27 protein-coding genes and 3 tRNA genes are annotated in these 24,579 nt (G+C 68.5%); 16 read left to right on the forward strand and 14 right to left on the reverse strand.

What is annotated here, in order from left to right; genetic code table 11:
* The first annotated feature begins 16 nt into the window (after positions 1-16).
* Positions 17-253 (forward strand): hypothetical protein, encoded by a 237-nt coding sequence (locus tag ACUYM2_RS01260; protein ID WP_481598417.1) that lies wholly within the window; start codon positions 17-19, stop codon positions 251-253.
* A gap of 83 nt (positions 254-336) precedes the next feature.
* Here the strand turns inward: ACUYM2_RS01260 and ACUYM2_RS01265 are convergent, their stop codons facing one another.
* Complete coding sequence (locus ACUYM2_RS01265) at positions 337-573, reverse strand: hypothetical protein (protein ID WP_481598418.1); 237 nt, start codon at positions 571-573, stop codon at positions 337-339.
* Positions 574-767: 194 nt separating this feature from the next.
* Between ACUYM2_RS01265 and ACUYM2_RS01270 the strand changes: the two genes are divergently transcribed.
* Positions 768-2,072 (forward strand): cation:proton antiporter, encoded by a 1,305-nt coding sequence (locus tag ACUYM2_RS01270; RefSeq protein ID WP_481598419.1) that lies wholly within the window; start codon positions 768-770, stop codon positions 2,070-2,072.
* 44 nt (positions 2,073-2,116) lie between these two features.
* On the opposite strand, the gene hutG is transcribed toward ACUYM2_RS01270, so the two are convergent.
* Together hutG and ACUYM2_RS01280 are read right to left on the reverse strand one after the other, a co-directional pair.
* The gene (gene hutG / locus ACUYM2_RS01275) at positions 2,117-3,076 is read right to left on the reverse strand and encodes a formimidoylglutamase (protein WP_481598420.1); all 960 of its coding nucleotides are present in this window, start codon (positions 3,074-3,076) and stop codon (positions 2,117-2,119) included.
* A gap of 109 nt (positions 3,077-3,185) precedes the next feature.
* A complete protein-coding gene (locus ACUYM2_RS01280) occupies positions 3,186-4,628 on the reverse strand; it encodes an NCS2 family permease (RefSeq protein WP_481598421.1) in 1,443 nt (480 codons plus the stop codon).
* Between the two features lie 112 nt (positions 4,629-4,740).
* Between ACUYM2_RS01280 and ACUYM2_RS01285 the strand changes: the two genes are divergently transcribed.
* The gene (locus ACUYM2_RS01285) at positions 4,741-5,430 is read left to right on the forward strand and encodes a copper resistance CopC family protein (protein ID WP_481598422.1); all 690 of its coding nucleotides are present in this window, start codon (positions 4,741-4,743) and stop codon (positions 5,428-5,430) included.
* 18 nt (positions 5,431-5,448) lie between these two features.
* Here ACUYM2_RS01285 and ACUYM2_RS01290 read toward each other — a convergent pair whose 3' ends face one another.
* On the reverse strand, positions 5,449-6,102 hold the full coding sequence (locus ACUYM2_RS01290) for an FAD-binding protein (RefSeq protein WP_481601370.1): 654 nt from the start codon (positions 6,100-6,102) through the stop codon (positions 5,449-5,451).
* Positions 6,103-6,482: 380 nt separating this feature from the next.
* Here ACUYM2_RS01290 and ACUYM2_RS01295 point away from each other — a divergent pair, with 380 nt between their 5' ends.
* Positions 6,483-7,520, forward strand: coding sequence for a universal stress protein (locus ACUYM2_RS01295; protein WP_481598423.1), 1,038 nt, complete (start codon positions 6,483-6,485; stop codon positions 7,518-7,520).
* 59 nt (positions 7,521-7,579) lie between these two features.
* Here the strand turns inward: ACUYM2_RS01295 and ACUYM2_RS01300 are convergent, their stop codons facing one another.
* Positions 7,580-7,951 carry a hypothetical protein gene (locus ACUYM2_RS01300; RefSeq protein ID WP_481598424.1) on the reverse strand — a complete coding sequence of 124 codons (372 nt, stop codon included), beginning with the start codon at positions 7,949-7,951 and terminating at the stop codon, positions 7,580-7,582.
* A 922-nt stretch (positions 7,952-8,873) separates the two neighbouring features.
* Between ACUYM2_RS01300 and ACUYM2_RS01305 the strand changes: the two genes are divergently transcribed.
* The 3 genes from ACUYM2_RS01305 (at position 8,874) to ACUYM2_RS01315 (ending at position 11,951) form a co-directional block, all read left to right on the forward strand.
* Positions 8,874-10,001, forward strand: coding sequence for a LolA family protein (locus tag ACUYM2_RS01305; protein ID WP_481598425.1), 1,128 nt, complete (start codon positions 8,874-8,876; stop codon positions 9,999-10,001).
* Entirely contained in the window at positions 9,998-11,026 is a 1,029-nt protein-coding gene (locus tag ACUYM2_RS01310) for an ABC transporter ATP-binding protein (protein WP_481598426.1), read from the forward strand. Before ACUYM2_RS01305 ends, ACUYM2_RS01310 begins: the two co-directional genes overlap by 4 nt.
* Positions 11,027-11,108: 82 nt before the next feature.
* Positions 11,109-11,951: an ABC transporter permease gene (locus tag ACUYM2_RS01315; protein WP_481601371.1), complete on the forward strand. Its 843-nt coding sequence runs from the start codon at positions 11,109-11,111 to the stop codon at positions 11,949-11,951.
* Between the two features lie 87 nt (positions 11,952-12,038).
* Here ACUYM2_RS01315 and ACUYM2_RS01320 read toward each other — a convergent pair whose 3' ends face one another.
* The 8 genes from ACUYM2_RS01320 to ACUYM2_RS01355 form a co-directional block, all read right to left on the reverse strand.
* Positions 12,039-12,878, reverse strand: a complete 840-nt coding sequence (locus ACUYM2_RS01320; RefSeq protein WP_481598427.1) for a class I SAM-dependent methyltransferase — start codon at positions 12,876-12,878, stop codon at positions 12,039-12,041.
* 9 nt (positions 12,879-12,887) lie between these two features.
* Positions 12,888-14,426, reverse strand: coding sequence for a putative bifunctional diguanylate cyclase/phosphodiesterase (locus tag ACUYM2_RS01325; RefSeq protein WP_481598428.1), 1,539 nt, complete (start codon positions 14,424-14,426; stop codon positions 12,888-12,890).
* Positions 14,427-14,500: 74 nt separating this feature from the next.
* Positions 14,501-14,881 (reverse strand): DUF7793 family protein, encoded by a 381-nt coding sequence (locus ACUYM2_RS01330; protein ID WP_481598429.1) that lies wholly within the window; start codon positions 14,879-14,881, stop codon positions 14,501-14,503.
* A gap of 141 nt (positions 14,882-15,022) precedes the next feature.
* Positions 15,023-16,471, reverse strand: a complete 1,449-nt coding sequence (locus ACUYM2_RS01335; protein ID WP_481598430.1) for a C40 family peptidase — start codon at positions 16,469-16,471, stop codon at positions 15,023-15,025.
* A 220-nt stretch (positions 16,472-16,691) separates the two neighbouring features.
* Entirely contained in the window at positions 16,692-17,612 is a 921-nt protein-coding gene (locus ACUYM2_RS01340; protein WP_481598431.1) for a cation diffusion facilitator family transporter, read from the reverse strand.
* A 29-nt stretch (positions 17,613-17,641) separates the two neighbouring features.
* Positions 17,642-18,088 (reverse strand): metallopeptidase family protein, encoded by a 447-nt coding sequence (locus ACUYM2_RS01345; RefSeq protein WP_481598432.1) that lies wholly within the window; start codon positions 18,086-18,088, stop codon positions 17,642-17,644.
* Between the two features lie 10 nt (positions 18,089-18,098).
* Positions 18,099-19,133, reverse strand: coding sequence for a DMT family transporter (locus ACUYM2_RS01350; protein WP_481598433.1), 1,035 nt, complete (start codon positions 19,131-19,133; stop codon positions 18,099-18,101).
* 133 nt (positions 19,134-19,266) lie between these two features.
* The gene (locus ACUYM2_RS01355; RefSeq protein ID WP_481598434.1) at positions 19,267-20,148 is read right to left on the reverse strand and encodes an ArgP/LysG family DNA-binding transcriptional regulator; all 882 of its coding nucleotides are present in this window, start codon (positions 20,146-20,148) and stop codon (positions 19,267-19,269) included.
* A 68-nt stretch (positions 20,149-20,216) separates the two neighbouring features.
* On the opposite strand from ACUYM2_RS01355, the gene ACUYM2_RS01360 reads away from it, so the two are divergent.
* Complete coding sequence (locus ACUYM2_RS01360) at positions 20,217-20,819, forward strand: LysE/ArgO family amino acid transporter (RefSeq protein WP_481598435.1); 603 nt, start codon at positions 20,217-20,219, stop codon at positions 20,817-20,819.
* Between the two features lie 18 nt (positions 20,820-20,837).
* Here the strand turns inward: ACUYM2_RS01360 and ACUYM2_RS01365 are convergent, their stop codons facing one another.
* Complete coding sequence (locus tag ACUYM2_RS01365; RefSeq protein ID WP_481598436.1) at positions 20,838-21,878, reverse strand: PHP domain-containing protein; 1,041 nt, start codon at positions 21,876-21,878, stop codon at positions 20,838-20,840.
* A 193-nt stretch (positions 21,879-22,071) separates the two neighbouring features.
* Here ACUYM2_RS01365 and ACUYM2_RS01370 point away from each other — a divergent pair.
* The 8 genes from ACUYM2_RS01370 (at position 22,072) to ACUYM2_RS01405 (ending at position 24,563) form a co-directional block, all read left to right on the forward strand.
* Positions 22,072-22,144: transfer RNA gene (locus ACUYM2_RS01370), tRNA-Glu, on the forward strand.
* A 114-nt stretch (positions 22,145-22,258) separates the two neighbouring features.
* Positions 22,259-22,332: transfer RNA gene (locus ACUYM2_RS01375), tRNA-Asp, on the forward strand.
* 48 nt (positions 22,333-22,380) lie between these two features.
* Positions 22,381-22,456 (forward strand) — tRNA-Phe (locus tag ACUYM2_RS01380).
* A gap of 125 nt (positions 22,457-22,581) precedes the next feature.
* Entirely contained in the window at positions 22,582-22,848 is a 267-nt protein-coding gene (locus ACUYM2_RS01385; protein WP_481598437.1) for a YrhK family protein, read from the forward strand.
* Positions 22,849-22,971: 123 nt separating this feature from the next.
* Entirely contained in the window at positions 22,972-23,436 is a 465-nt protein-coding gene (locus ACUYM2_RS01390; RefSeq protein ID WP_481598438.1) for a hypothetical protein, read from the forward strand.
* 100 nt (positions 23,437-23,536) lie between these two features.
* Positions 23,537-24,010: an Asp23/Gls24 family envelope stress response protein gene (locus ACUYM2_RS01395; protein ID WP_481598439.1), complete on the forward strand. Its 474-nt coding sequence runs from the start codon at positions 23,537-23,539 to the stop codon at positions 24,008-24,010.
* Positions 24,007-24,198 (forward strand): hypothetical protein, encoded by a 192-nt coding sequence (locus ACUYM2_RS01400; RefSeq protein WP_481598440.1) that lies wholly within the window; start codon positions 24,007-24,009, stop codon positions 24,196-24,198. Before ACUYM2_RS01395 ends, ACUYM2_RS01400 begins: the two co-directional genes overlap by 4 nt.
* A complete protein-coding gene (locus ACUYM2_RS01405; RefSeq protein ID WP_481598441.1) occupies positions 24,195-24,563 on the forward strand; it encodes a hypothetical protein in 369 nt (122 codons plus the stop codon). Before ACUYM2_RS01400 ends, ACUYM2_RS01405 begins: the two co-directional genes overlap by 4 nt.
* Positions 24,564-24,579: the final 16 nt, after the last annotated feature.

Here is a 24,579-nt window from a genome sequence, read left to right on the forward strand (position 1 = left end):
AAAGGGGTAGAAGTTCATGAAAGCACGCGGGACGGTTATGTCCAGGCGCACGGCGTTCGCAGCCACGGTCTCCGACTGGAGCAGCCTCAAGGCGGGGGACCGGGTGGAAATCCTGAAGCACGCGCAGCTGCTGGCGGCGGGCGAAGTCGAGGAGGTTTCCTCCAGCGGCAACGTGCTTTGGCTGGTGCCGGAAGCGCCGTCGGAGGCGCAGCTGTTCCTGAAGTCCGACGGCGTGCAGGTGCGCCGGCGCTAAGCGCCCCGTGCCGCCCGGGGCAAGAAAGAAGGGCCGGTAAGGGGCTTCCCTCACCGGCCCTTGGCCTGTCCCGGCCGCGCAGGCTAGGCGGCGACGTCCTCGTGGGTCTCGCCGAACGGCACGGTGTCATCGAGCGCCACGGTGTACGCGCCCGGCTCGTGGCGGGTTACCCGGATCCCGCAGCGGCGGTCCTGCACGGCCGAGGCGATCAGGGTGTTGACGGCGTTTTCGAGGCCGTGGTGGACCTCGTGGGCGCTGGCGAACGAGAGCTTGATGGACGTAGCGTCAGAGGCCTGGGTCCGCATGGTGTGTGTGTTCATTAACTGGTCTTTCCTAGAATCTGGCCGGTTGGTTGGCCGCCCACTATTCTAGTCTCTCCGGCGTGGCGTCCAGGCCCGGAGCCGGTAGTGTGCAGGTGGCGGTATATCTTTTAGGCGAGGGGCGCCGTTCTTTTGGGAACGGCGCCCCGACCCATTCCGGGCGTTCTCCCCGGTTGCGGCAGGAGGGCGTGCACATGTTTGAGGGACCCAGTATTGTCTTCGTCGCGGCTGGAATCGCGGTCTTCATAGCGGCGGTGCTGCCCAAGCTGCTGCGCAACGCGCCCCTCTCGATGCCGATGGTGTTCCTGGGCGCCGGCATGCTGGCGTTCACGTTGATGCCGGCGCTGCCGGACCCCGATCCGCTGCAGCACGGGGAGTTCGTCACCCACCTGACCGAGGTCTGCGTCATTATCTCGCTGATGGGCGCCGGGTTGGCGCTGGACCGCCCGCTGGGGCTCCGGCGCTGGTCGACGACCTGGCGGATGCTGGGCCTGGCCATGCCGCTGTGCATCGTCGGCCTGACCCTGCTGGGGCTGTGGTGCCTGGGCCTCGGCCTGGGCGCCGCGCTGCTCGTCGCGGCCGCGCTGGCACCGACCGACCCGGTCCTTGCCTCCGAGGTGCAGGTGGGGGAGCCGGCCGACGAGGAAGAGGAAACTGAACGCGAGGACGAGATCCGCTTCGGGCTGACCTCCGAAGCCGGCCTGAACGACGGCCTGGCGTTCCCGTTTGTTTACCTCGCCATTGTCATCAGCCTCGTCGGGGCCTCCCCGTCCGGGTGGCTGGGTCACTGGCTGGCCGTGGACGTGCTTTGGCGGATCGGCATCGGCATCCTGCTGGGCGTCGGGACGGGGAAGCTGCTGGGCCGGCTCTTCTTCACGGCCCGGCATGAGAGCGTCCGGCTCTCCAACCACTCCGAGGGGTTCGTGGCGCTGGCCGCGACATTCCTGGCCTACGGGGTGACCGAGCTGATCGAGGGCTATGGCTTCGTCGCCGTATTCGTCTGCGCCGTCACCATCCGGGCCGCGGAACGCACGCACGGTTTCCACCGGGTGATGCACTCCTACGTCGAGCAGCTGGAGCGGCTCATGACGGTGGTCGTCCTGGTGCTGCTGGGCGGGGCGATCGCCCGTGGCCTGCTCGCCGGGATCGGCTGGACGGAGGTGCTGGTGGCGCTGGCCTTCCTGCTGCTGGTGCGCCCGCTGGCGGGCTGGCTTGGGCTTGCCCGCGGCAAAACCGGCCCGCGGGAACGGATCGCCATCTCCTTCTTCGGCATTCGTGGTATCGGCTCGCTCTACTACCTCGCCTACGCCCTGGGTCATGGGAACTTCGGCGCGCAGGCGGAAGAACTCTGGGCCTTTGTGGGTCTGGTCGTGGCGATGTCCATCGTGCTGCACGGCGCCACGACGGCGCCGGTGATGAACCGGCTGGACCGGCTGCGCCAGCGCCGCGCGGTGGAAGAGCACGGCGACGAGGGCCAGGCCCCGCACACAGCCATCTGAGCGGCCGGGCGTGAACCCCGCTCCGCGCTAACGCCGCCGGCCGGCTACCGCAACAGTGTATTAATCAGCCGCGCGGCGACCTTGGCGGTGCGGCCGTCGACGTCGAACTCCGGGTTCAGCTCTGCGACATCAAGATGCAGCAGTTTCCCGCTCGAGGCCACTTGCCGGCAGACCGCTGTGATCACCGGAAGCGGGACACCGTAGGCAGCAGGGGCGCTAACGCCGGGTGCCACCGACGCCGGCAGCACGTCCAGGTCAATGGTCAGGTACAGCGCGTCCACCTGGGCCAGGAACGCGGCCACAAACGCGTGCGCGGCGGCCGCGGAGCAGTCCTCGTCCAGCAGGAAGTCCACGCCCAGTTCCGCCGCGGTCCGGAACAGCGCGCGGGTGTTGTTCGGTTCGGAGATCCCGACGACGGCGTACTTCAGTTCGCGGCCCGCGGCGGCTTCCGCCCGGGCCATCTGCAGGAACGGGGTGCCGGAACTGGGCACGGGCTCGTCGCGGAGGTCGAAGTGGGCGTCCAGGTTCAGCACGCCCACACGAAGGCCCTCGCGGACCGCGGAGGCCCCGGCCACGCCGAGGTAGCTGGCGAAAGCGGTTTCATGGCCGCCGCCCAGGACCACCGGCAGGGCTCCGGCGTCGAGCAGCCCGGTGATGGCGAGTCCGGCACGCGCCTGCCCGGCCTCCAGCGCGTCCCCGGCCACGGTGACGTCGCCGGCGTCCTGGACCTCCCGGTCCAGGTGGAAGGCGAGCGGGCCGAGGGCGGCGCGGATGGCGGCCGGCGCGGCGGCGGCGCCTGCGCGGCCCTTGTTGCGCCGCACCCCGGCGTCGCTGCCGAAGCCGAGGATGACGGCGGGCCGCGCGGCGGGGGAGCCGGCCGGCCGCGGGTGCGCAGCGCGGGGCGTCACGGCCTGCCACCAGCGGCGGTGGTCGGGGCCGTCGCCGTCGAACCGTCCGGTCCAGGACTGCGGCGGGACATCAACGGCGGGTTTGGCGGAAGGCATGTCCCTAGCTCACCGCAGCCGGGACCGGAAAACCAGCAGCGCCGCCGTCGGAGTGTCCGAAATCCCGGAAACCCCGCTTAAACGCCGCCGAGGGGACGGGCGGGGATCCTTAGTGGATGCCGAGCGCGGCCTCGATCGGGCCGATCCCGAAGAACAGAAGGAACGCGGCGGCCACGACCCACATCAGCGGGTGCACTTCGCGGGCGCGGCCCTGGACCAGCCGGATCAGCACGAAGGAGATGAATCCGGCGCCGAGTCCGTTGGCGATCGAGTAGGTGAACGGCATCAGCGTGAAGGTCAGGAACGCGGGGATCGCGATGCCCCAGTCCTGCCAGTCGATCTTGCCGACCTGGGAGACCATCATGAAGCCGACGACGACGAGCGCCGGAGCCACGGCTTCGAACGGGACCAGGTTGATCAGCGGGGTGAAGAACATGGCGACCAGGAAGAGCAAGCCGGTGACGATCGAGGCCAGGCCGGTGCGGGCGCCTTCGCCGATGCCGGCGCCGGATTCAACGTAGATCTGGTTGGAGGAGACGGACGCGCCGCCGCCCACAATTGCGCCCAGGGCGTCAATCTGCAGCACCCGGTCCACGTTGGGGATGTTGCCGTCCTTGTCGATGGTGCCGGCTTCGGTGGCCAGGCCCACCATGGTGCCCATCGCGTCGAAGAAGATGCTCAGCAGGATCACGAACGCCAGCAGGGTCGCGGCGACGAAGCCGAGGTGCTCGAACGCACCGAACGGGTTGGCCTTGCCAATCAGGGACAGGTCCGGGGCGGCCCATTCGGTGAACTTGGGCGCCACGAGGGACCAGCCCTGCGGGTTGAAGTTCTTGCCGTCGAAGCTGGGGCCGATGTGCAAGGTGAATTCCAGGATCACGGACAGGATGGTGGAGGTGATGATGCCGATCAGGATTGCGCCCTTGACCTTGCGGACCACGAGGGCGATGGTCAGGATCAGGCCGACCACAAACACCAGCGTGGGCCAGCCCAGCAGCTTGCCGTCGAAGCCGAGGCCGACCGGCACGGTGGTGCCGGCGACATCAGGGATGCGGCGGACGAACCCGGCGTTGACCAGGCCGATCAGGGCGATGAAGAGGCCGATGCCGACCACGATCGCGGTCTTGAGCCCTTCCGGGACGGCCTTGAATACCGCGGTCCGGAAGCCGGTCAGCACCAGGATCAGCATGGTGACACCGGAGAGGACCACCAGGCCCATCATGTCCGGCCAGGTCAGGCCCGGGTTGGTGGCGACAGTGACGGCCACGAACGCGTTGACGCCCAGGCCGGTGGCCAGCGCGAAGGGGTGCTTGGCCCAGGCCCCCATCAGGATGGTCAGGATGCCTGCCGCGAAGGCGGTCACGGCTGCGACGGCCGGGAAGCCGAGCGTCCCGCCGGACGAATCCGGGCCGGACAGGATCAGCGGGTTCAGCACCACGATGTAGCTCATGGCGAAGAATGTGGCGAACCCGCCACGGATCTCGCGCGAGAAGTTTGACCCCCGCTCGGAAATCTTGAAATACCGGTCGAGTGCAGAGCCCTGCTTAAGCATTGGTCCTCCGGGAGGGAAAGGGGGTGTTAGCTAAATCCTATTAGGCGTGACGGCGCCCACCTGCCAAATTCGCCTAGTCTGTAAGGAAGCCAACACAAGGAGCAGTCCAGCCATGCGTTTTTTTCGACAACTTCCGGGCGCCCTGCTCGGCCTGATCACGCTGGTCGCGGTCCTGTTCGGCGCTGCACTCCTGGGCGCCGCTCCGGCGTTGGCCCATGACGTCGTAGAATCGACCAGCCCGGCCGCCGGCGCGACGGTGCCCACCCCGCCGGCAAGGGTCTCGGTCACCCTGAACAACCACCCGCTGGCGATCGGCACCCAGATCAAGGTCAGCGACGCCGCCGGCACCAACTGGGCCGACGGTGCTGTGGAGATCGTGGACAACGTGGCCGCGCAGAAGCTCAAAACGGGCGCACCTGCCGGGCCCTACACCGTGCAGTGGCGGGTGGCCAGCGCGGACGGGCACCCGATCGAAGGCACCTTCAGCTTCACCGCCGCGGCAGCAGCCGGTGGTTCGACGGCGGGCGGCACTGCCCCGGCGTCTGCCCCGGCGCCGGGTTCGGTACCGACGCTGGGCACCGCCCAGCCCGGAACCACGATCGCGCCCTCGCCCCCCGCGCCGGACGCCTCCCAGCCCTTCCCGTGGAGCATCGTGATTTTCGTGGCAGTGGCCGTGGGCATCCTGGTTGCCCTGGGCCTGATGGCGAAGCGGCGACTTAAAGAGGGCGACGACGGCGGCGCCCCAGCCGGAGGCGGCACGGACGTGGACCCGGACGAACCGGCCAAGGAACCCCGACACTAGCGTGGCCGAGGCCGGCTCCTAGGCCGGCAGCGCCAGCCCCGCGGGCAGCAGCGAGGGCATGCCCTCCGGATGGACTTTGGCGGAAATCGCCTGCCCTACCAGTTTGGCCTGGCGCAGGACTTCCTTCGGCGTGGGGGTGATCAGTTCGCCGACGCCGACAAGGTACATGCCAAGGGCGTGCATGGCAGCCATGAGGTTCTGGCCCGCGGACACCCCTAATTCGGCCAGCATGCGGCGCAGTTGGCTGTGCGCGCAGCGGGTCAGCACCAGGTGGTCGGCGTACAGGACGCCATTGGGCGTGCTGACGGCCCACTGCTGCGCCGGGTGTCCCGCTCCCTGGAAGTCGAGGCCGTCGACCTCCGGGCGGTCCGCGTCCAGGTGGTCCAGTTGCAGGGCCCGGACGTTGTTGCGGACGTCGAGGCTGTGGCTGGCGGCGTAGTTCCGCAGGTGGCGCAGGATTTCATTGCGCTCCCTGAGGGTGGCGGCGTCCGCCGCGTCGCATCGTTGCAGCGAGGAGGTATTGGCCGGGTTCCCGGCTCCCAGCAGATCCAGGCCGTCAACCACGATGGCTCCGACCCCCCGGCGCTGCAGCTCGCTGGCGACCGCCAGTCCGGACAGGCCCGTGCCGATGACCACAGTGCTGGTCCGTTCGATACCGCCATACACAGGCATGCTCGACACTGCGGGTCCCTCCTCGAATGATGCGGATTCCGGGCCCGGGCCCGGAGCGCTGTTCCGGCGGTCCGTCCCGACGCGCCCCGCGTGGGAGCCTGCGATCTGAAAGACGAGTCTCGGTTCAGCAATGCCTCAGAGGATACCCAAGATTGCGGGCTGTGAACAGGGCCTATCCGACTTTCCTTTTCCGCGGTTTTCCGGCCTCTTACGCGGGCTTCGGCGGCCCGGACAGCCGCCACTGAGCGGGTTTCCGATCCTGCCCGGCGGTACGTAAACAGCTGGTACATCCTGCCCGCGCCCCCGGTGGACGCCGCGCCCTGGCACTTCTCTGGCAGAATAGCCGCAACACAGCCACGTAACGCGAGGAGGCGGACCCCATGGCCCGAGAACAGGTGCACCCGGATCCGGCGGGGGACGCCGACGCCGAGCGGTCCGCTCCTCGGGGGATCGTCGTCGGCGTGGACGGCTCGGAGCACAGCCACTGCGCCCTGGTCTGGGCGGCCCGCGAAGCGGCACGCCGGGGTCGTCCGCTGCACATCGTGACCGCATACTCGGTGCCCGTTTTCGCAGCCTCCGGGCTGGACGGGGGCTACGCGACGGTGGACGATTCGGTGATCCGGGAGGGCGCCGAGGCCATCCTGAAGCAGGCAATGGACAAGGTGGCCGGCTACAACATCGACGTCGACGCCTCGGTGGAGAACGGAGACGCCTCCGGGGTCCTGCTGGACATGTCGGAAACCGCCGAACTGCTGGTCTTCGGCACGCGCGGCCGGGGCGGCTTCGTGGGCCGGCTCCTCGGATCGGTCAGCAGCGCGCTGCCCGCGCACGCCCAATGCCCCACCGTCACGGTGCCGCTCATCTGCGGCGACCGGCTGGGCGAAATCACGCAGGACAAACGAGTCCGGGCCGAACGGGAAAAATCCGGGCACCAGCCGGTCGAAAACGTCGTGGTGGTCGGCGTCGACGGCTCCGAGCAGGCCCGGGTGGCGGTCCTCGAGGCGGCTGCCCAGGCAGAACGGCTCTCCGCGCCGCTGCGCCTGGTCTGCGCGGTCCCGCAATACAGCGGCTCCCTCGCCTGGGTCCCCGCCCCGATGGACCGCGAAGCCCTCTTCGCGGATATCCGGGTCCAGCTCGATGCCGGCGTGGCGTGGGTTAAGAGCCACTTCCCCCGGCTCGACGTCGAGACCCAGCTTGTGGACGGCTCCCCGATCGACATCCTCGTCGACGCCAGCCGGCACGTGGAACTCGTGGTGGTGGGCACCCGCGGCCGGGGCGGCTTCGCCGGGATGCTGCTGGGATCCACGTCCGACGGGATCCTGCACCACGCCAAAGGCCCCGTAATGGTGGTCCCCGACCGTGACGACCCGCGGCTGGCCGACCGGGCCAGCTTCGGCCCCATGCTCGGCGACTCCTAGCCCACCCCGGGACCACACACTTGTCCAAACGGCCGGAAAGGGCCCCATTGCAGGCTGATCTATCGGTAGGCGGCCGCGACGGCTCTGGTTACGAGCTGACCAGAGCCGTCCGATGTTTTGATCAACCAACGTCCCTCAGGGTCGGTACCTTCACCATACGGACTCGCAGCATCAGTCGGTGGCTCGGCTCCAACAAAGCGGGTGTAGTAGAAGGTGTTGTCGTCGCAGAAACCCTGAAAGACGTAGTCGCCGATGTGTGGAATATCAGGTTTGCTATCTCTTCCGATCCGGCACAGCGCGCCGTCCGTTAACTTGAGGTAGACATAGTTACCAGCAGCTCCCGGCCTTCTGGATGACTCGATACCCTGGTACCGGATCCCACGCAGGACCTGCCAGTGCAGATCCGGCCCGAGGCAGGCGTATACATCCATGGCGGACGGCTTTCGGAAGCAAAAGTCGGCTGGGTTCTGACCTTTGCCCGTCTCATAAACACACATGTAGGCATCGGACCTGTTAGTGACACGTGAAAGGTCACAAAAGCTGTCCCCAGTTGGCGAGACAGACACAGTCGGGACGGGGGTTTCGACTACGTCGTGTCCCCAAGGGTCGACTGTGATGGCCAGGGTGCCCATGACAGTTGCGTCGGTCGCCGATGGTGATGCGGGCGGCGCCACGGGTGACGTTGTGGCGGCGGGTGTCCCTGCTGTGGCTGCCGCTGATGATGATTCGGCAGTTTTGGTCGAGGGACTCTCGGTCGTGCTGCACGCTGTGAGCATCAAGAGCATGCCCAGGAAGCAGGAAACTCGCGTCCGATCCATGTCGACCTCCCTTGGTGGGACGATCCGCCCATTGTGGACCCTCCCGTGCCGGACTGCCTAGGGGTTCTCCCGGGTGTGGGCGTGAACCTCCCCTATGCCGTTTCCGAGGGAGAGTTGAGCAGCCATGCTTGGGGGCTCAGGGGCCGGACCCGATCCTGAGAAGGGAGTCCGCATGGATCTAGTTATTCTCGCCGGTATTGTGGTTGCTGCGGCCGCCTCGCAAGGCCCGGTCCTTCGATTGACCTGAGCCTTAACGGGGATCACCGTTGAAGGGGTTCTACCCGCGCAGCACGACACCGCAGCGAGCCCATACCGCGCGCTCGGATTGCCGGTGAGTGGCGAGTAGCTCTTCGGGGGTGGCCAAGAACTCATCCCCCTGCCTCCGGTGAGATCCTCGTGGCGCCCTCGACTCGCTGGACGCCACCGGGCAGGGCATTACAGTCGACGGCGGCAGGGAAGAATCTGCCGCGCCCGGTGATCCTTGCCGATTCCGGGCGTAACCTTGAAAGATGAGCCATGTTGGAGCGCGGTCACAATGACCCGTACCTGGTTGCGCTGGTTGCCTGCCGCAACCGTTCCTGCAGTGATCGCCGCCGGTGTGCTGGCGGGATCCCTTCCGGCCAGTGCGGGGGATCCGCTGCCGGCCAAATCACCCCAGCAGGTGCTGGAGCTGGTAGCCCAGCACCGCCAGACGTCCTTTTCCGGGACCCTGGAACAGACCTCCGAGCTGGGCCTGCCGGAACTGCCGCAGACCGGCCCGGGAACCGCGTCAAGCGACACCGCCTGGCTGGAACTGCTGACGGGACCGCACACGGCCAGGGTTTACCGCGACGGGACGGAGAACGCCCGCATCCAAGTGATGGACCGGCTCGCCGAGCGCGACGTCATCCGGCACGGCAACGAGCTCTGGTTCTACAACTCCAAGGACAACACCGCAGCGCACGCGGTGCTCCCGGCCCGGTCCGCAGGCCGCCACCCGTCCGGGCAGGAGTCCGTGCCCGCCCCGGACGTGCTGGCCGGGAAGCTCCTCGCCACGCTCGACCGCAGCAGTGACGTGGCCGTCGGCCCGGATGTGGAGGTCGCCGGGCGCGCCGCGTACCAGCTGGTGCTCACGCCCCGGTCCTCGACCACGCTGCTGGCCTCCGTGGCGATTTCGGTCGACGGCCAGAGCGGCATGCCGCTCGGCGTCGAGCTGACGGCTCGGGGCCAGACCGAACCGGCGTTCAGCGTCGCGTTCACCAAACTTTCGCTGGAGGCCCCGGACGCCGCCATCTTCCAGTTCAGCCCCCCGCCCGGCGCCACCGTCAAGGAGCTCCCGGTTCCGGACCACAAGGCGACCGGCGCCAGGGAACGGCGCGGTCCTGCCACCAAGGCGCCCGCCGCCGCTCCGAAGGACAAGGCCAATATGAGCGGGAACGGCTGGGAATCCGTCGTCGAACTGCCCGCCGGCACCCTGCCCAAGGCAGCGTTGGAGCAAGGCACACCGCAGCAGCAGGGCAAACCCGGGAGCGCGGCGTCGCTGCTGGCCCAGGCGGCGGTGCCCGTGGCCGGCGGCAGGCTCCTCTCCAGCGCCCTGGTGAACGTGCTGATCCTGGACGATGGCCGCATCCTCGCCGGATCCGTCCCGCTTGAGCGGCTTCAGGCCGCAGCTGCCGCCCGGTGACCGCCGTCGCGCCTTCCGCCGAACTGAGCATCGAGACCCGGGGCCTGAGCAAGCGCTTCGGCCGGCAATTGGCGGTCGACGGCGTCGACCTCGCGGTGCCCAAGGGCTCGGTCTTTGGTTTCCTAGGCCCCAACGGCTCGGGCAAGACCACCACGATCCGGATCATGCTGGGCCTCGCGGCGGCGTCGAGCGGTTCGGTGCGCGTCCTGGGCGAGGAGATGCCCCGGCAGCTGCGCACGGTACTGCCGCGGGTGGGCGCCCTGGTGGAAGGGCCGGCGTTCTACCCCTTCCTCTCCGGCGCCGCGAACCTGCTCCGCTTCGACGCCGCGGATCCGGAAGCGCCCGCCGGGACCCGGCGCGCAAGGGTGCGCACGGCGTTGGAGCGCGTGGGCCTGGCGCACGCCGCGGACAAGAAGGTCCGGGCCTACTCGCTGGGCATGAAGCAGCGGCTGGGGATCGCCAACGCGCTGCTGACGCCCCGGGAGCTCCTGGTGCTGGATGAGCCGACCAACGGCCTGGACCCGCAGGGAACCCGTGAGGTCCGGCACCTCGTACGGTCCCTCGCCGCGGACGGCGCCACCGTGTTCGTCTCCAGCCACCTGCTGGCCGAGGTGGAACAGATCTGCACGCACGCCGCCATCATGAGCGCCGGCCGCCTGGTGGCCCAGGGCCCCCTGCCGGAACTGCGGCAGGCCGGGCAGTCCAGGGTCCGGCTGCTGACCCCGGACCCCGGAGCCGCCGCCCGGGTGATGGCCGGCTGGGGGCTGGCCGTCGACGGCGGGAAGCCGCAGTCCGGGGGCGAGGGCAGCACGACCCCCGGTGCGTTCACCGGCGAGACAGGCGCGGGGCAGGTGCTTTATGCCCCGCTGCCTGCCGGCTCCGCCGACGGATTTCCTTCGCCGGAGGAGCTCGTGGCGGGGCTCGTGGCGGCCGGCGTGAGGGTCCGCGGTTTCGCCGTCGAACAGGGCAGCCTCGAGGACCGCTTCGTGGAATTGACCGGGGAGGGCTTCGACGTTGCGCAATGACCCGCCCGCCCTGCGTCCAGGCGACCCCGGTGCGGGGGAGCCTGTCGTGGCGGCTGCTCCGGCGGCCCGGGCTGCCCCGCGGCTGGCCAGGGAGCCGAGGGTGGCCAAGGCCCCGGGCGTGCGGCTGCTTGGCTCCGAACTCGGGGTGCTGTTCCGCCGCCGCCGGACCTGGGCCATGTTGCTCGCCCTGGCCGCCATCCCGGTGCTGATCGCCGTGGCTGTGCGGCTCTCCTCGGCGGTACCGGCAGGCCGCGGGCCCGCGTTCCTGGACCGGATCAGCCAAAACGGCTTGTTCGTCGGCGTGACGGCCATGCTGGTCGCCGTCCCCTTGTTCCTGCCGCTCACGATCGGGGTGGTCGCGGGCGACACCCTGGCCGGCGAGGCCGGGCTGGGGACCCTGCGCTATCTCCTCGCCGCCCCGGCCGGGCGGGGGCGGTTGCTGTTGGTCAAGTACGCCGGGGCCGCAGCGTTCGCCGTCGCAGCCCCGTTCACGGTGGCCCTGGTCGGGGCGGGCATCGGGGCGGCGCTGTTCCCGGTGGGGCCTGTGACCCTGCTCTCCGGCGCTTCGATCGGCGCCGCCGAGGCATTCGGGCGGCTGCTGCTGATCGCCGCCTATCTGGCGGTTTCACTCGTGGGGCTGTCGGCCATTGGCCTGTTCATGTCGACCCTGACGGACGTGCCCGTCGGTGCGATGGCGGCCACGGTGGTGCTGGCCGTCGTCGCCCAGGTTGCCGATGCGCTGCCGCAGCTGGAGTGGCTGCACCCGTGGCTTTTCACCCACCGGTGGCTCGACTTCGCCGACCTGTTGCGCCAGCCCGTCGCCTGGGAGTCGTTCGCCGCCAACGCGCTGCTTCAGGGCGGCTACCTGGCCTTCTTCGGCGCCCTCGCCTACGCACGGTTCGCTACAAAGGACGTGCTCTCCTAGGACTTCGGGGACGCAACGCCGCCGTCGCCCTGCGAGCACGGTAGGGCCGAGCTCCCGGCCGGGACCGGTCGGAGCGCCCAGCCGTGATCACTGAGGCGTCATGTCGTTCTGCGTCCGGTGGTGTTCGGCCGTCGGGGGTGGCGCGCTGGCCATGAGGGCAAAGTAGCCCGGGACCCGTTGCGGCCGGCCGGCGGAGTTCATGGCGATGACACCGATGCTGGCCGGTCCGTCCGCGATGGTGCGCCACTTTGTTTCAGGGAAGGCGTCGCGTCGCTGCGCGGCGCCGAAACGCCCCGGACGGGGTAGGTTTTCCAAGGCCCGCTGCAACGGAGCGGGTACATGTGCGCTTGTTGCGCCGAGTTCGGCCAGGTAGTCGAGGCTGTTTCCGGGAAAATTTGTTTCGGCGAGAAACACGCGTCCGGCTCCTCCTACGATGGTTCTCAGGTTGTCTGCCAGCGCCGCTTGCTTGTCGGGTTTCAGCACGTGAAACACGCCGCGGACGAAGACGTTCGCGGGCCCCAGGCACTCCAGGAGGCGGTCTCCGGCGCCCACCTCTGTGGCGTCCAGGACGGCGAATCCCAAGTTTTGGCTGTCCCTGCTTTCCCAGGTGGCTCTCGCAACGGCGCTCGCGGAGACGTCAACGCCAAGAACCTTGGGGAAAAGGGAACCAAGCCATCGGCTGTATGTCCCGTTGCCGCATCCGACGTCGACGACGGGCAGGTCCGAATCAAAGTGCGCGAGAACTATCTCTGTGTACTGTTTGCGCTCTGCCGGAGAGCCGGAGTCCCAGAGCACATCTCCGTCGTGACCCGTGGCACGTATCCCGGTCCAGTATTTTTCCCAGGCGGCATGCGGATCCTTCGGCGCGCCGGACACCAGGCGCACCACTGTCGGGACAAGCAGCATCCGGTCCCAAAACTTCGACATGGACACACCTTACCGTTGGGGCTCGGAGCCGCTGATCCGTTCGAGTACCGCCGCGGCGGGGGCGGGGCGTCCGAAGTAATAGCCCTGCCCGTAGAGGCAGCCCATTGCTTGCAATCGGGCTGCCTGTTCGGCGGTCTCGATGCCCTCGACGATCGCCTCCAACTCCGCTGCTGATATCAATTGCAGGATTGCAGCGACGAATCTCTGTTGCCGGAGGTCGGATTCGAGGTTCTTGATGAGGGAGTGGTCAACCTTCACTGTGTCGGCGGGAAGGACCCGCAGGTAGCTGATGGAAGAATAACCGGTGCCGAAGTCGTCGATCTGCAGCCCGACGCCCAAGGCGCGGAGTTTTTCCAGGACCTGTTCTTCGCCCGTCCCTCGGGACATAAGGACGCTCTCGGTAATCTCCAGGACCAAGCGGCCAGGTTCGATGTCATTCTTCGCCAGGGTCCGGCTGACGTCTTCGAGGAGATCGCTTCGAAGAAGTTCCGCGGCCGAGAGGTTGATGTGCAGGCAAAACCCGGTGAGCTCTGGGGCGGCTCGTTTCCAGCGGCCCAGCTGGGAGATGCCTTCGTGCAGCACCCACCGGCCGAGTTCCAGGATCAGGCCGGTTTCTTCGGCGATGCCAATGAAGCTGTCGGGCATGATGGTGCCGTGTACGGGGTGATGCCACCGGACGAGGGCCTCGACGCCGGCGACTCTGCCGGTCGCTAGTTCGACTACCGGCTGGTAGAGCAACGCAAGCTGGCCGCTGGCAGCTGCCGTACGTAGCTCGGCGGTGATCCGCGACCTCTCCTGGACGGCATTGAGCATATCCGGGTGGAAGAGCTGGACCTTGTTCCTGCCGTGCGCTTTGGCTTGGTACATCGCAATGTCGGCGCCACGCACCAGTTCCTCTGCCGAGTATCCGGCGCTGCGGATGCAGACGCCGATGCTGGCCGTGGTCCACACCGTTTCTATTCCAATGTCCACACTTTCCTGCAGGGCTTCCCACGCCCGGTGCGCGATGATCATGACTTCTTCGGCGCTGGCTCCGGCGATGAGGACCGCGAATTCATCGCCGCCGAGGCGGGCTACAGTATCCGCGGCCCGCACAACGGCGCGAAGGCGGCGTGACACTTCGACCAGTACGGCATCTCCGGCGCTATGGCCCAAGGTGTCGTTGACAGCTTTGAAGGAATCCAGATCCAAGATAAGCACGGCAGGGGCATCCTGGGCGCCTGGGCCGGTCCGGATTGCCTCGTTGATGCGCTCGTTGAGAAGGGTCCTGTTAGCCAAACCGGTCAGGGCGTCGGTCTTGGCCATTTGTTCCAGCTCCACCTGCGTTCTACGCAACATGGCCGTTCGGGCCGCCACGCGTTCCTCCAGGTCCGAGTGGATATACCCGAGCTCTTCGGCCAGAAGGTTGACGCCGGTGATGACAGCGTCAATGGCATCCCTTCGTTCCGACGGCTCGATACGCGCGTCCAGCTCTCCGGCGGCCAGCCGGACGATGCCGTCTACCAACTCCTGCAGGCGCGGGTCCTCGATGCCCTCCTCAGGACCCATGTGTCCCGGACCGAGGAATAGTTCGGTGAAGTCGGACTCGCCGCTGACGCTGCTGAGCCGTCAGATGGCGGCGCCTACCGCTCGTCATAGAGCCAGTCCGTCGCCTCGTCGCGGGAAGTGAAGAAACGGGTCGGGCACGGCGGTATATGCACGCCGAGAAAGAAGTTCGCCAGGACCCGGTCCACCGGGGAGCGTCCCAACAAGGCGATCCGGGCGGCGTCGCAGGGAATCGACCAGATGCTTCTGGCTTCCCGGCTCACCGAGGCGACGGTAGCCATGTCGACCAGCATCGGGTGTGGCACGCCGAGGCAGACGTCATTCACTTTCGCCATTGCGGCCCTGGCATCCGCTACCTCAATGTGGATCCCAGGCAACCACCGTAGATGGACGACGCCGTCAGCGCGCAGTTCGACAGTGCCTTTGCCGCCGTCCACGGTCTCCGGTGCTACGACCACGTCGCCTCCTGAATGGGCCGCCGAGCTTTTCGACAGTCTCTCAAAGGTACTCTGGAATTCCGGGTGGGCTGTTGAAGCGGACACGAATTGATGAGCCCACTTTTCGGCCCGTTCTGGAGCAGCCGCCCCGGATGCGTCGACTCAGTACCGGGCAGCGTAGGGGTACAGCTGCATCCCGGACATGGAAGCGAGGTCCGTCACGGTCAGCCCGCTCTCCGGGTTCAGCGCTTGGACCACGCGGCCGCCGCCCAGGTAGATGGCCACGTGGTAGAAGCCCGGGGCCGAGCCCCAGACCAGCAGGTCGCCGGGCAGCGCCGCGGAAAGGGGCACGTGCACCGGTGCCTGCGCGTACTGTTGGGCGGCCGTGCGCGGCAGCTGCTTGCCGGCGGCGGAGAACGCATTCTGGACCAGGCCGGAGCAGTCGAAGCCGTAGGAGCCCGTTCCGCCGTACTGGTAGAAGTACGGTGAACCGACCTTGTTGAGGGCCGCGGAAATTGCCACCTGGTTGGAACCTCCCGGTGCCGGTGCCGGTGCCGGTGCCGGTGCGGGAGCCGGTGCGGGTGCGGGAGCCGGCGGGGCAGGACGCGGGGCGGGTGCCGGTGCCGGGGCGGGACGGGGTGCCGGGGCCGGACGGACGGGCGCGGGCTGGACCGGCGCCGGGACGGTGGGAACCGGTTCCAGTACCACCGGTGGCGACGTCGGCGTCGTGCCGGCCGGGCGGGCCGGCGTAACAGGCGCAGGGTCCGCTGCCCGGCCAGGCTGCGGGCTGGTGGCCGCTGCCGCCGTCAGCGCCGCGAGCCGTGCCTGCTGGCGCTGCCGGTCCAGGGCGTCCACCCGCGCGGACTCCAGTGCCACGGTGGTGTTCCGCAGTGTGGCCAGCTGCCTCACCAGGATTTTTCGCTGGGCGGCGGCATCGGACACCGCTTTTTGCCGGTCTTCGTCAGCGTGTTCGGCGTTGGCCTTACGGGACTCTGCGGTGCGGGCGGCGTCGTCGGCGGCGCGGTCCGCGTCCGCGGCAGCCTCCCTCGATGACCGGGCGGCGGCGGCAGCATTCTCCGCGGCCTGGAAGGCCCGGGTTCGGCCGGCGGCCACCGCCTCAAGCGTGGCGGCCTGCTGGAGCGCCTCGCCGTTACCGCTGACCAGGCTGAGCGCCGGCGTCATGCCGCCATTGCGGTAAAGGTCACCGGCGAGTTGGCCGATGAGCCAGCGTGCCTTCTTCTGCTCGGCCTCGGCGGCGGTGGCCTTCGCGTCCGCCAGGGCGGCGGCGTCCCGCCTGATGTGCAGTTCCACCAGTGCATCCGCGTAGGCGTTGTTGGCGGCGAGTGAGGTTGCCAGTCCGGCTTCCTTGGCCGCAGAGGCGTCCGCCAGGATGCGGTCGATCCGGCTGACCTGGTCCGCCGTCGCGCGTTCACTGGTCTTGGCCGCGGCGATCTCCCCGGGCGTCGGGAGGTCCGGTGTGGCTGGCATCCTCAGGGAGGGAGCGGCCTGGGCGGCCGCGGGCGAGGCCTGGGCGGGGACAGCGAATGCCCCGAGCAGTACGACGGCGGTGCACAGGGCGGCGGCCCTGCCGCCGGATCCGGTCCAAGCCATGGAAAACCTCGTTGCAGTCAGGCTGGCGCGAGCGAGGTTGGAATGTGGCACGTGAATGGCCCCTCTGCGGATCGCCCAGCAGGGACGAGGCTACGTGTCATATGCCACTTTGGCAACAAAGGTCACATCAGTAACATAAACAACAAGCGTGTGATTCGGATCCATCCGGCGGGGCGTGTCGTGACCCGCCGGGGGGTGGTTACGGGGGCCGGCGGGCCCGTCAGGCGTGCTGGTGTGCCTCGTGCTCCGCGTGGGTGGCCGGTTCGAGCTGGAAGGTGCAGTGCTCGGTGTCGAAGTGCGAGCCCAGGCAGCTGACCAGCTTGTCCAGCACCCTGTCCGCCCCGCGGGCGCCGAGCGCCGCGTCCTCCACCACCACGTGGGCCGAGAAGACCGGCACCCCGGAGGTGATCGTCCAGATGTGGATATCGTGGACGGAGACCACGCCGTCCACGGCCAGGATGTGCTCGCGGATCATCTGGACGTCCACGCCCTTGGGCGTGGCTTCGAGGAGTACGTCCACGACGTCCCGGAGCAGGTGCCAAGCCCGGGGCAGGATCATCAGCGCGATCAGGATCGAGGCGATGGTGTCAGCGGCCTGGTACCCGGTGGCCATGATGATGATGGCTGCGACTATGACGGCGAAGGAGCCCAGCAGGTCGCCCAGGACTTCCAGGTACGCTCCGCGGACGTTGAGGCTTTCCTTCTGGGCGCCGCGGAGGATCAGCAGCGAGACCAGGTTGGCGACCGCGCCCAGGATGGCGGCGAAAAGCATGACGTCGGTGTGGACGTCGGGGGCCGAGCCGAGGCGCCGGAAGGCCTCGGTGAAGATGACCACGGAAATGACGATCAGGACCAGCGCGTTGGCCAGCGCGGCGAGGACCTCGGCGCGCTGATAACCGTAGGTCCGCGCATCGCTCGCCGGCCGCGCGGCAATCCAGGCGGCGAGCAGCGCGATGAAGACGCCGGCGGCGTCGGAGAGCATGTGCCCGGCGTCGGCCAGCAGGGCCAGCGAGCCGGAGACGAGGGCACCAACAACCTGGATCAGGACCACGGACAGGGTGATGCCCAGGACGGCGATCAGGCGCTTGCGGTGCTTCGCTGTGGCCGTCATCCCGTGTGAGTGGCTGTGGTCGTGTCCCATGATTCCAAGGCTAGTCGCACCGGAGGCGGCTAGCCCCAGCCGAGATCGTGCAGCCGCTCGTCGCTGATGCCGAAGTGGTGTGCGATCTCATGGACCACGGTGACCGTGACTTCCTCGACCACGTCCTCGCGGGAGGCGCAGAGGTCCAGGATCGGCCGGCGGTAGATGGTGATCCGGTCCGGCAGCGAGCCGGCATCCCACCAGGAATCCCGCTCGGTCAGCGGCACGCCCTCATAGAGGCCCAGCAGAACCGTGTCCGGGTCCTCGCCCGGTTGCGGGGTGTAGTCGTCCTCGATGAAGACCGCCACGTTGTTCATGGTCTTCGCCAGTTCCGGCGGGATCCGGTCCAGGGCGTCGCCCACTGCGGCTTCGAATTCATCCTCGGACATCGGGAACGGTCCGGGGCCGTGGACGGTACCGTCCTCGTTGTTTCCGCCGGGAATGATCGGCAGGCCGGGCGGAAGGGATGCGGACATCTTCCGGAACCTAGGCCTTGGCCGGAGCCCCGGGCAGAGCCCGGGAGCGGCGCCGGGTCAGGGCGACGCCGGCGAGGCAGATCACGCCGCCCACCAGGCCCCAGACGGTGGGAATTTCGCCCAGCACCAGCCAGGAGATCAGGATCGTGGTGCCGGGCACCAGGTACGTGGTGGCGGCCAGCCGTCCGGCGTCGATCAGTGAGAGCGCGTAGGCCCAGGTGGTGAACGCGATCGCGGTGGGGAAGACGCCGAGATAGACCAGCCCCAGCGTTGCGGGCAGCGGCGCGGCCTGCAGCTCGGCGACGAGCTGGCCGCTGAACGGCAGGCAGCACACCGCGCCGACCATAATGCCGAACCAGGTGGCCTGGGCCGCGGGGAATTTCCGCAGCACGGGCTTCTGCACGATCACGCTCACCGCCGCGAGGGCGGCGGCGAGCAGGCAGAGCAGCACGCCGGCGACGTCCGCCGTCGAGCGCTGGCCGGAACCGAGGGCGATCACCGCGACGCCGCCGAACGCGACCAGGCTGCCGATGATCAGCCAGCGCGGGAAGCCTTCCTTCAGGATGAGCCCGGCCATCACGGCGACGAGGATGGGGTTGACGTTGATCAGCAGGGCGGCGGTGCCCGCGTCGAGCAGGTGTTCGGCGGCGTTCAGGGCGACGTTGTAGCCGCCGAACCACATCACGCCGTAGGCCAGGATGGGCCACCACTCGCGGCCCCGGGGCAGCACGGCGGCCTTGCGGAATTTTGGCAGCACCACGAGGCCCAGCACGACGGCGGCCACGGCGAGGCGTCCCAGGGTCAGCGGTCCGGGGGAGAAGCTGGGGCCGACGGCGCGGATGCCCACGAAGGCCGACGCCCAGAGCACCACGGTGACAATGACGGCGGCGATCCCGAGCCGGCTGATCTGCCCGGGCCGGAGGGCTGCGCCTGCCGCGGCCTGCGGGGTGGCCTGCGCGGCCGCGTCGCGGGTGCTGTCCGGCAGCGTACTGTTCGGATGCGTGCTGTCCGGGGAGGGGGAGCCTGTCTCGGCTGTTGTTGCCATGTTGCCAATCTAGCCGGTGCGGCGGCCGGGCAGCTGGCGGAAATCGGTCAGGTCTAGTCGAGTTCCTGCCAACCTGCGGGCAATGTCAGTGCCGTGCCGGCCCTCACCCGCCGGCCTGACCCGCCGCCCTGTCTCACCTGAGCGGCCGGGCGGCGGCCTGGATGGCAGCTGCGACCCCGTCAAGTGCGGCCGATCCGTGCCGCCATTGCTGCCAGTGGAGCGGAACATCCACGTGCGCCGCCGGATCCAGGGCCACCACCGTGCCGTGCTTCAGCTCCTCCGCTATTTCTATTTCGGGGAGCAGGCCCCACCCCATTCCCCAGCGGATGGCCTCGCCGAACTCGTGGGCGGCCGGGATGTGGTGCCGGGGCGGCTGGAGTGCCGTGCGGCTCGCCGACCGCAGGTACCGGTCCTGCAAATCGTCCTTGCGGTCGAAAACAATGACCGGCGCGGAGGCGAGCGCTTCTGCCGCGGCGCCGCCGGGAAACCACCGGGCGGCGAAGCCGGGCGTGCAGACCGGCAGGTACCGCATCACACCCAGCCGCCGGGAGGAGCACCCGGGCGCGGCCTTGGCTGTGGTGGTGATGGCTGCGGCTGCTGCGCCGCTGCGCAGGAGCTCCAGCGAATAGTCCTGGTCCTCGCGGAGGATCTCGAGCTGGACCCTTCCCGCCACTGCGGCCAGCCCGGCCAGTGCCCAGGTGTGCAGCGAATCGCTGTTGATCACCAGCGTCAGGCGTGTCCGCCCCCGGGGTTCCTCCGGCCGCAATTCTCCGGCAAGGTCTGCGGAGAGCAGCTCCAGCTGCCGGGCGAAGCGCACCACGGCCTGGCCGGATTCCGTAAGTTCCGCCGGCCGCGCCCGGGTCAGCATCGGGCGGCCGACGGCGGTTTCGAGGGCGCGGATCCGCTGGCTGACGGCGGAGGGCGTCACGGACAAGTGGGCGGCCGCGGCGTCGAAGCTTCCGTGCGCGACGATCGCGGCCAGTGTCCGGGCCTGTTCCGGGGAAATGTCGATCATTAGCTCATCTTATGTGCGAGTAGAAATGTTAGCTGGCTTCATAGTTGGCATGCACTTACCGTCGAAGGGTGATCCTTCCCCTGGTTTCGGGCCTCTCCGCCGGCCTCTCGCTCATTGTTGCCATCGGCGCGCAGAACGCCTTCGTCCTCCGCCAGGGCATTCAGCGCTCACATGTCGCCATGGTGGTGGCCGTCTGCGCGGTCTCGGATCTGGTGCTGATCCTGCTGGGAGTGGCGGGCATCGGTGTTCTGCTGGACCGGGCGCCGGCTGCCTTGGTGGTGATCCGGTGGGCGGGGGCCGCCTTCCTGCTGGTCTACGGGGCCCTCGCGGCCCGGCGCGCGGTCCGCGGGGAGCGGATGGACCTCCCCGGAGACAAGCCCCCGGGCAGCAGGACGGCCGTGCTGGCCACCTGCCTCGCCTTCACCTGGCTGAACCCGCACGTCTACCTGGACACCGTCCTGCTGCTGGGCTCACTCGCGGCCGCCCAGGGGGAGGCCGGCCGCTGGTGGTTTGCCGCCGGGGCCGGCCTCGGAAGCATCGCCTGGTTCACTGCCCTCGGCGCGGGGGCGCGGTTCCTGGCGCCGTTGTTCCGGCGCCAGGCGGCCTGGCGGGTGCTCGACGCCGTCATCGCCGTCGTGATGGTCACCCTCGCCGTGTTGCTGCTCGCCTGACCGCCGCGCCGGCAGCCGCTATGTGCCGCGCCCGGACCACTCGAGGAGCCGGTTCACCGGCCAGGTGGTGATGATCCGCTCCGCGGGGACGGCGTTGCGGGCGGCCCGTTCCGCGCCGTACTGCAGGAAATCCAGCTGGCCCGGGGCATGCGCGTCGCTGTCGATGCTGAAAAGGCACCCGGCGTCGAGGGCAAGCTGGATCAGCTCGTCCGGCGGGTCCTGGCGCTCCGGCCGCGCGTTGATCTCGACGGCGACGCCGTGCTCCGCGCATGCCGCGAACACCCGTTTCGCGTCAAACTCCGATGGCGGCCGCGTCCCGCGGGAGCCGTTCAGGAGTCGGCCGGTGCAATGGCCCAACACCCGGGTGTGCGGGTCCTCGATGCCGGCCAGCATCCGCCGGGTCATGGTCCGGCGGTCCGAGCGCAGCTTCGAGTGCACGCTCGCCACCACGATGTCCAGACGTTCCAGCAGGTGCGGGGCCTGGTCCAGCGTCCCGTCCTCCAGGATGTCGACTTCAATGCCGGAGAGCAGTCGGACATCGGGGCGGCCTGTGCCGGCGTCGTCCGCTCCGGCGCCGATCTCGGCGATCACCTCCAGCTGCTCGGTGAGGCGCTCTGCGCTCAGGCCGTTCGCGATCCTGAGCGTGGGCGAATGGTCGGTCAGGGCCAGATACTCGCGGCCCAGTGTCCGGGCCGCGTCCAGCATGGCCTCGATCGGCGAACCGCCGTCGGACCAGTCGCTGTGCGTGTGCAGGTCGCCGCGGAGGTTAGCCAGCAGCTCCCGGCCGCCGGTGGCGAGGGGCTCGGCGCCGCGGTCGCGCAGGACCGCAAGGTAGTCGGGAACGCCGCCGTCGACGGCCTGGGCGATCACCTCGAAGGTCCGGTCGCCGATCCCCTTCATGCGCTTCAGCCGCCCGTCCGCCGTTCGGGCCGCCAGTTCCTCCGGGGAGAAACCGCCGATGAGGCCGGCCGCCTTGCGGAAGGCCTGCACCTTGTAGGTGGTGGCGCGTTCGCGTTCCAGCCAGAAAGCGATCTCATTGAGGGCAGCAAGGGCGTCCATCCGTCCATCATCCGCACAGCCCTAAGGGCCCTGTCCAGAGCTTATTCCCGTTTGGTGGAGCGGATTTTGGAGATTCTGCGAGTTGGCCCTATAGTTTTATAGGTCCAGTTCGGAAGAACCCGAAGGGAAAAAATCGAAGGCTTCGGCCCTTAATTTTTGCCCTGGTTTCAGTGGTTTTCCGGATGGCGTCCTGGCCCCCATCGTCTAGCGGCCTAGGACACCGCCCTTTCACGGCGGCGGCACGGGTTCGAATCCCGTTGGGGGTACGCAAGGAACTGGTCAAGCCGGATGAAAAAGTCTGGTAGGCTAAAGGCCTTGAAAAATTGCGGTAGCGATACTGCAGGCAGCAAGAAACAGCAGTAAACAAGCAGTAAAAGTAAGGCCCTGTAGCGCAGTTGGTTAGCGCGCCGCCCTGTCACGGCGGAGGTCGCGGGTTCAAGTCCCGTCAGGGTCGCTCTGATTGCCAGAAGAAATTCCGGCCGTCATGGTGACATGTCACCTAGGCTCTGTAGCTCAGTTGGTAGAGCGTTCGACTGAAAATCGAAAGGTCACCGGATCGACGCCGGTCGGAGCCACCAGCTAGAACCCCGCAGTTCCCAGTGTTTATACGGGAACGGCGGGGTTTTTTCGTTCTCACCCGCCGGCAGCGGGAAGACCGGGGTGCGAGTCTTCACGCGGCGCCCCAATAACTAGGAGGATCGTTATGGGAAAAGACCTGGACCTGGATGTCGGCGGGAAGGAACTCGTCCTCCACAACAGATATGAAGTCCTATCGATACTGAACGACGTCACGATCGCGCTGTGGTTCATCGTGGGAAGCATTCTCTTCTTCAACGAAAGCACCGCCACACCCGGAACCTGGATGTTCCTCGCCGGCTCCGTAGAGTTGATGATTCGCCCGGTCATCAGGCTTACCAGGAACATTCATATCAAGAGCGTCTCGAAGACTGTGAACAGCAACGACTTCTGAGCGGCGTGCGCGTTTGCGGACCCCGAGGGAGGCCCGGCTAGACTCGCATGCTGGGGAAGAACGCCATTGCCGCGGACCGTCCCTGGACAGGTCCGTGGCGTAAGCCTGACCAGAAGAGTGATTTTGAAGAGCATCTTGCACAAGACCCGCCGCCCGCTGACCGTCACCGCCCTCCTCGCGGCCCTTGCCCTGGCCGGCTGCTCCGCGCCGGAAGCCGCGGCCCCGCCGTCGTCGCCGGCCCCGGCAACGTCCGCCACCGCCACCGCAGCACCCAGCCCCACCAACACGTCCGCCCTATACGGCGACTTCCCGACTGCCGCGGAGGCCTGCAAGACGATCTCGGAGCAGGCGACGGGCGCCTCGCTGTTCCCGCTGTCGGCGGCGCAGGGCAAAACCGCCGAGCTTGAGCAGCTCAAGGCCGACCTCAGCCGCACGGCAGAGCGCGTCCCGGACGGCCTCAAGGCCGACTTCGCCAAACTCAACCAGGTCGCCGTCGCAGGCCTGAGCGACCAGACCGTCTACTCCAGCGGCAAGTTCCAGGACGCCATGGCTCCCGTGACCGGTTGGATTGCCGCCAACTGCAACTAGGCCGCTCCCGCCCTCGGGAACAACCGCGGAAATCCCTGCGAGGGGCCCCACCCGCGGCCCCAAGGGCTAGGGTGGTGTCAAAGAGAAGGGGGAGTGCCACATGGAGTACCAGAATCCTCAGCCCGCGGTTCCGGAGGGCGGGCCACCCGGCGCCGGGCTGCCAGGGGCGGGCCGGTCCGCGACCGGCCGCACCGTGATCTCCGAAGCCGCCGTCGCCAAGGTGGCCGGCATCGCCGCCCGGGCGGTGCTCGGCGTATATTCCCTGGGCACCGGGCCGTCCCGCGCCCTGGGCGCCATCCGGGACGCGGTCGGCAGTTCGGACCACGCGGCCGGGGTGCGCGCCGAGGTCGGCGAGACCCAGGTGGCCGTGGACATCGACCTCGTGGCGCTCTACGGCACCCCGCTGCACCCCCTGGCGGACCAGATCCGCGCGGCCGTCTACGCCGCAGTGGAGGAACTCGTCGGGCTTCAGGTCATCGAAGTGAATATTGAAATCCATGACGTCTTCGTCCCCGGACCGCCCAAGCCCGCGGCCTCCGGCGAGGTACGGCCCGTGAGGGAGGCCCTGCAGTGAACCTGACCGTAGCCGGCATAGCGGCCGGCGCCTTCCTGGCGTTCATGTCCTTCGCGTTCGGCGTCTGGGGTTTCCTGGGCTCTGTGCTCTTCATGGCACTCGGAGCCCTGCTGGGCCGCGCCGCGGAAGGGAAACTGGACCTGCGCAGCGTCATCGACGCCCTCACAGGCCGGCGCTCCTCCTCATGAGTGCCGCCGCCGGTCGGCTGTTGGCCGGACACAACCGGATCAGCACCCAAGCCCTCACCAGCGTGGCGCGCGCCGCCGCTGCTGAGGCACTTGGTGTGCCGCCGCAGGACGTCCGGGCCGCCTGGACCGATGACGACGGGCTGCTGGCCCTCTCGCTCGTCACCCCCATCGCCGTCCCGTCGCTCACTGCTGTGCTCCGGGACCCGGCTCGCGTGGCTGCCTTCGGCGGCCCCATCTGGGACCGGGCGGTGGCCGCGAAAGAGGAGATCCTGCGCCGCGTCACGGAGCTCAGCGGTGCGCAATTGAGCCGGGTGGACATCCGCATCAGCGGGGCCAGTGTCACTGAGGGAGGACGGGTCCGGTGAGCCAGGCCGCCGGACG

The sequence above is a fragment of the Arthrobacter sp. SD1074B genome, assembly GCF_056780195.1.

Excerpts from the sequence above, each read along its gene's own strand:
- ACUYM2_RS01300 (WP_481598424.1), bottom strand. The coding sequence starts at position 7,951 with ATGGATGTATACGCCTGCCTCGGGCCGGATCTGCACTGGCAGGTCCTG.
- ACUYM2_RS01355 (WP_481598434.1), bottom strand. The coding sequence starts at position 20,148 with ATGATCGACATTTCCCCGGAACAGGCCCGGACACTGGCCGCGATCGTC.
- ACUYM2_RS01270 (WP_481598419.1), top strand. The coding sequence starts at position 768 with ATGTTTGAGGGACCCAGTATTGTCTTCGTCGCGGCTGGAATCGCGGTC.
- ACUYM2_RS01280 (WP_481598421.1), bottom strand. The coding sequence starts at position 4,628 with ATGCTTAAGCAGGGCTCTGCACTCGACCGGTATTTCAAGATTTCCGAG.
- ACUYM2_RS01395 (WP_481598439.1), top strand. The coding sequence starts at position 23,537 with ATGGAGTACCAGAATCCTCAGCCCGCGGTTCCGGAGGGCGGGCCACCC.
- hutG (WP_481598420.1), bottom strand. The coding sequence starts at position 3,076 with ATGCCTTCCGCCAAACCCGCCGTTGATGTCCCGCCGCAGTCCTGGACC.
- ACUYM2_RS01345 (WP_481598432.1), bottom strand. The coding sequence starts at position 18,088 with ATGTCCGCATCCCTTCCGCCCGGCCTGCCGATCATTCCCGGCGGAAAC.
- ACUYM2_RS01320 (WP_481598427.1), bottom strand. The coding sequence starts at position 12,878 with ATGTCGAAGTTTTGGGACCGGATGCTGCTTGTCCCGACAGTGGTGCGC.
- ACUYM2_RS01295 (WP_481598423.1), top strand. The coding sequence starts at position 6,483 with ATGGCCCGAGAACAGGTGCACCCGGATCCGGCGGGGGACGCCGACGCC.
- ACUYM2_RS01350 (WP_481598433.1), bottom strand. The coding sequence starts at position 19,133 with ATGGCAACAACAGCCGAGACAGGCTCCCCCTCCCCGGACAGCACGCAT.
- ACUYM2_RS01340 (WP_481598431.1), bottom strand. The coding sequence starts at position 17,612 with ATGGGACACGACCACAGCCACTCACACGGGATGACGGCCACAGCGAAG.
- ACUYM2_RS01265 (WP_481598418.1), bottom strand. The coding sequence starts at position 573 with ATGAACACACACACCATGCGGACCCAGGCCTCTGACGCTACGTCCATC.
- ACUYM2_RS01325 (WP_481598428.1), bottom strand. The coding sequence starts at position 14,426 with ATGGGTCCTGAGGAGGGCATCGAGGACCCGCGCCTGCAGGAGTTGGTA.
- ACUYM2_RS01285 (WP_481598422.1), top strand. The coding sequence starts at position 4,741 with ATGCGTTTTTTTCGACAACTTCCGGGCGCCCTGCTCGGCCTGATCACG.
- ACUYM2_RS01290 (WP_481601370.1), bottom strand. The coding sequence starts at position 6,102 with ATGCCTGTGTATGGCGGTATCGAACGGACCAGCACTGTGGTCATCGGC.
- ACUYM2_RS01260 (WP_481598417.1), top strand. The coding sequence starts at position 17 with ATGAAAGCACGCGGGACGGTTATGTCCAGGCGCACGGCGTTCGCAGCC.
- ACUYM2_RS01365 (WP_481598436.1), bottom strand. The coding sequence starts at position 21,878 with ATGGACGCCCTTGCTGCCCTCAATGAGATCGCTTTCTGGCTGGAACGC.
- ACUYM2_RS01305 (WP_481598425.1), top strand. The coding sequence starts at position 8,874 with ATGACCCGTACCTGGTTGCGCTGGTTGCCTGCCGCAACCGTTCCTGCA.
- ACUYM2_RS01385 (WP_481598437.1), top strand. The coding sequence starts at position 22,582 with ATGGGAAAAGACCTGGACCTGGATGTCGGCGGGAAGGAACTCGTCCTC.
- ACUYM2_RS01335 (WP_481598430.1), bottom strand. The coding sequence starts at position 16,471 with ATGGCTTGGACCGGATCCGGCGGCAGGGCCGCCGCCCTGTGCACCGCC.
- ACUYM2_RS01405 (WP_481598441.1), top strand. The coding sequence starts at position 24,195 with ATGAGTGCCGCCGCCGGTCGGCTGTTGGCCGGACACAACCGGATCAGC.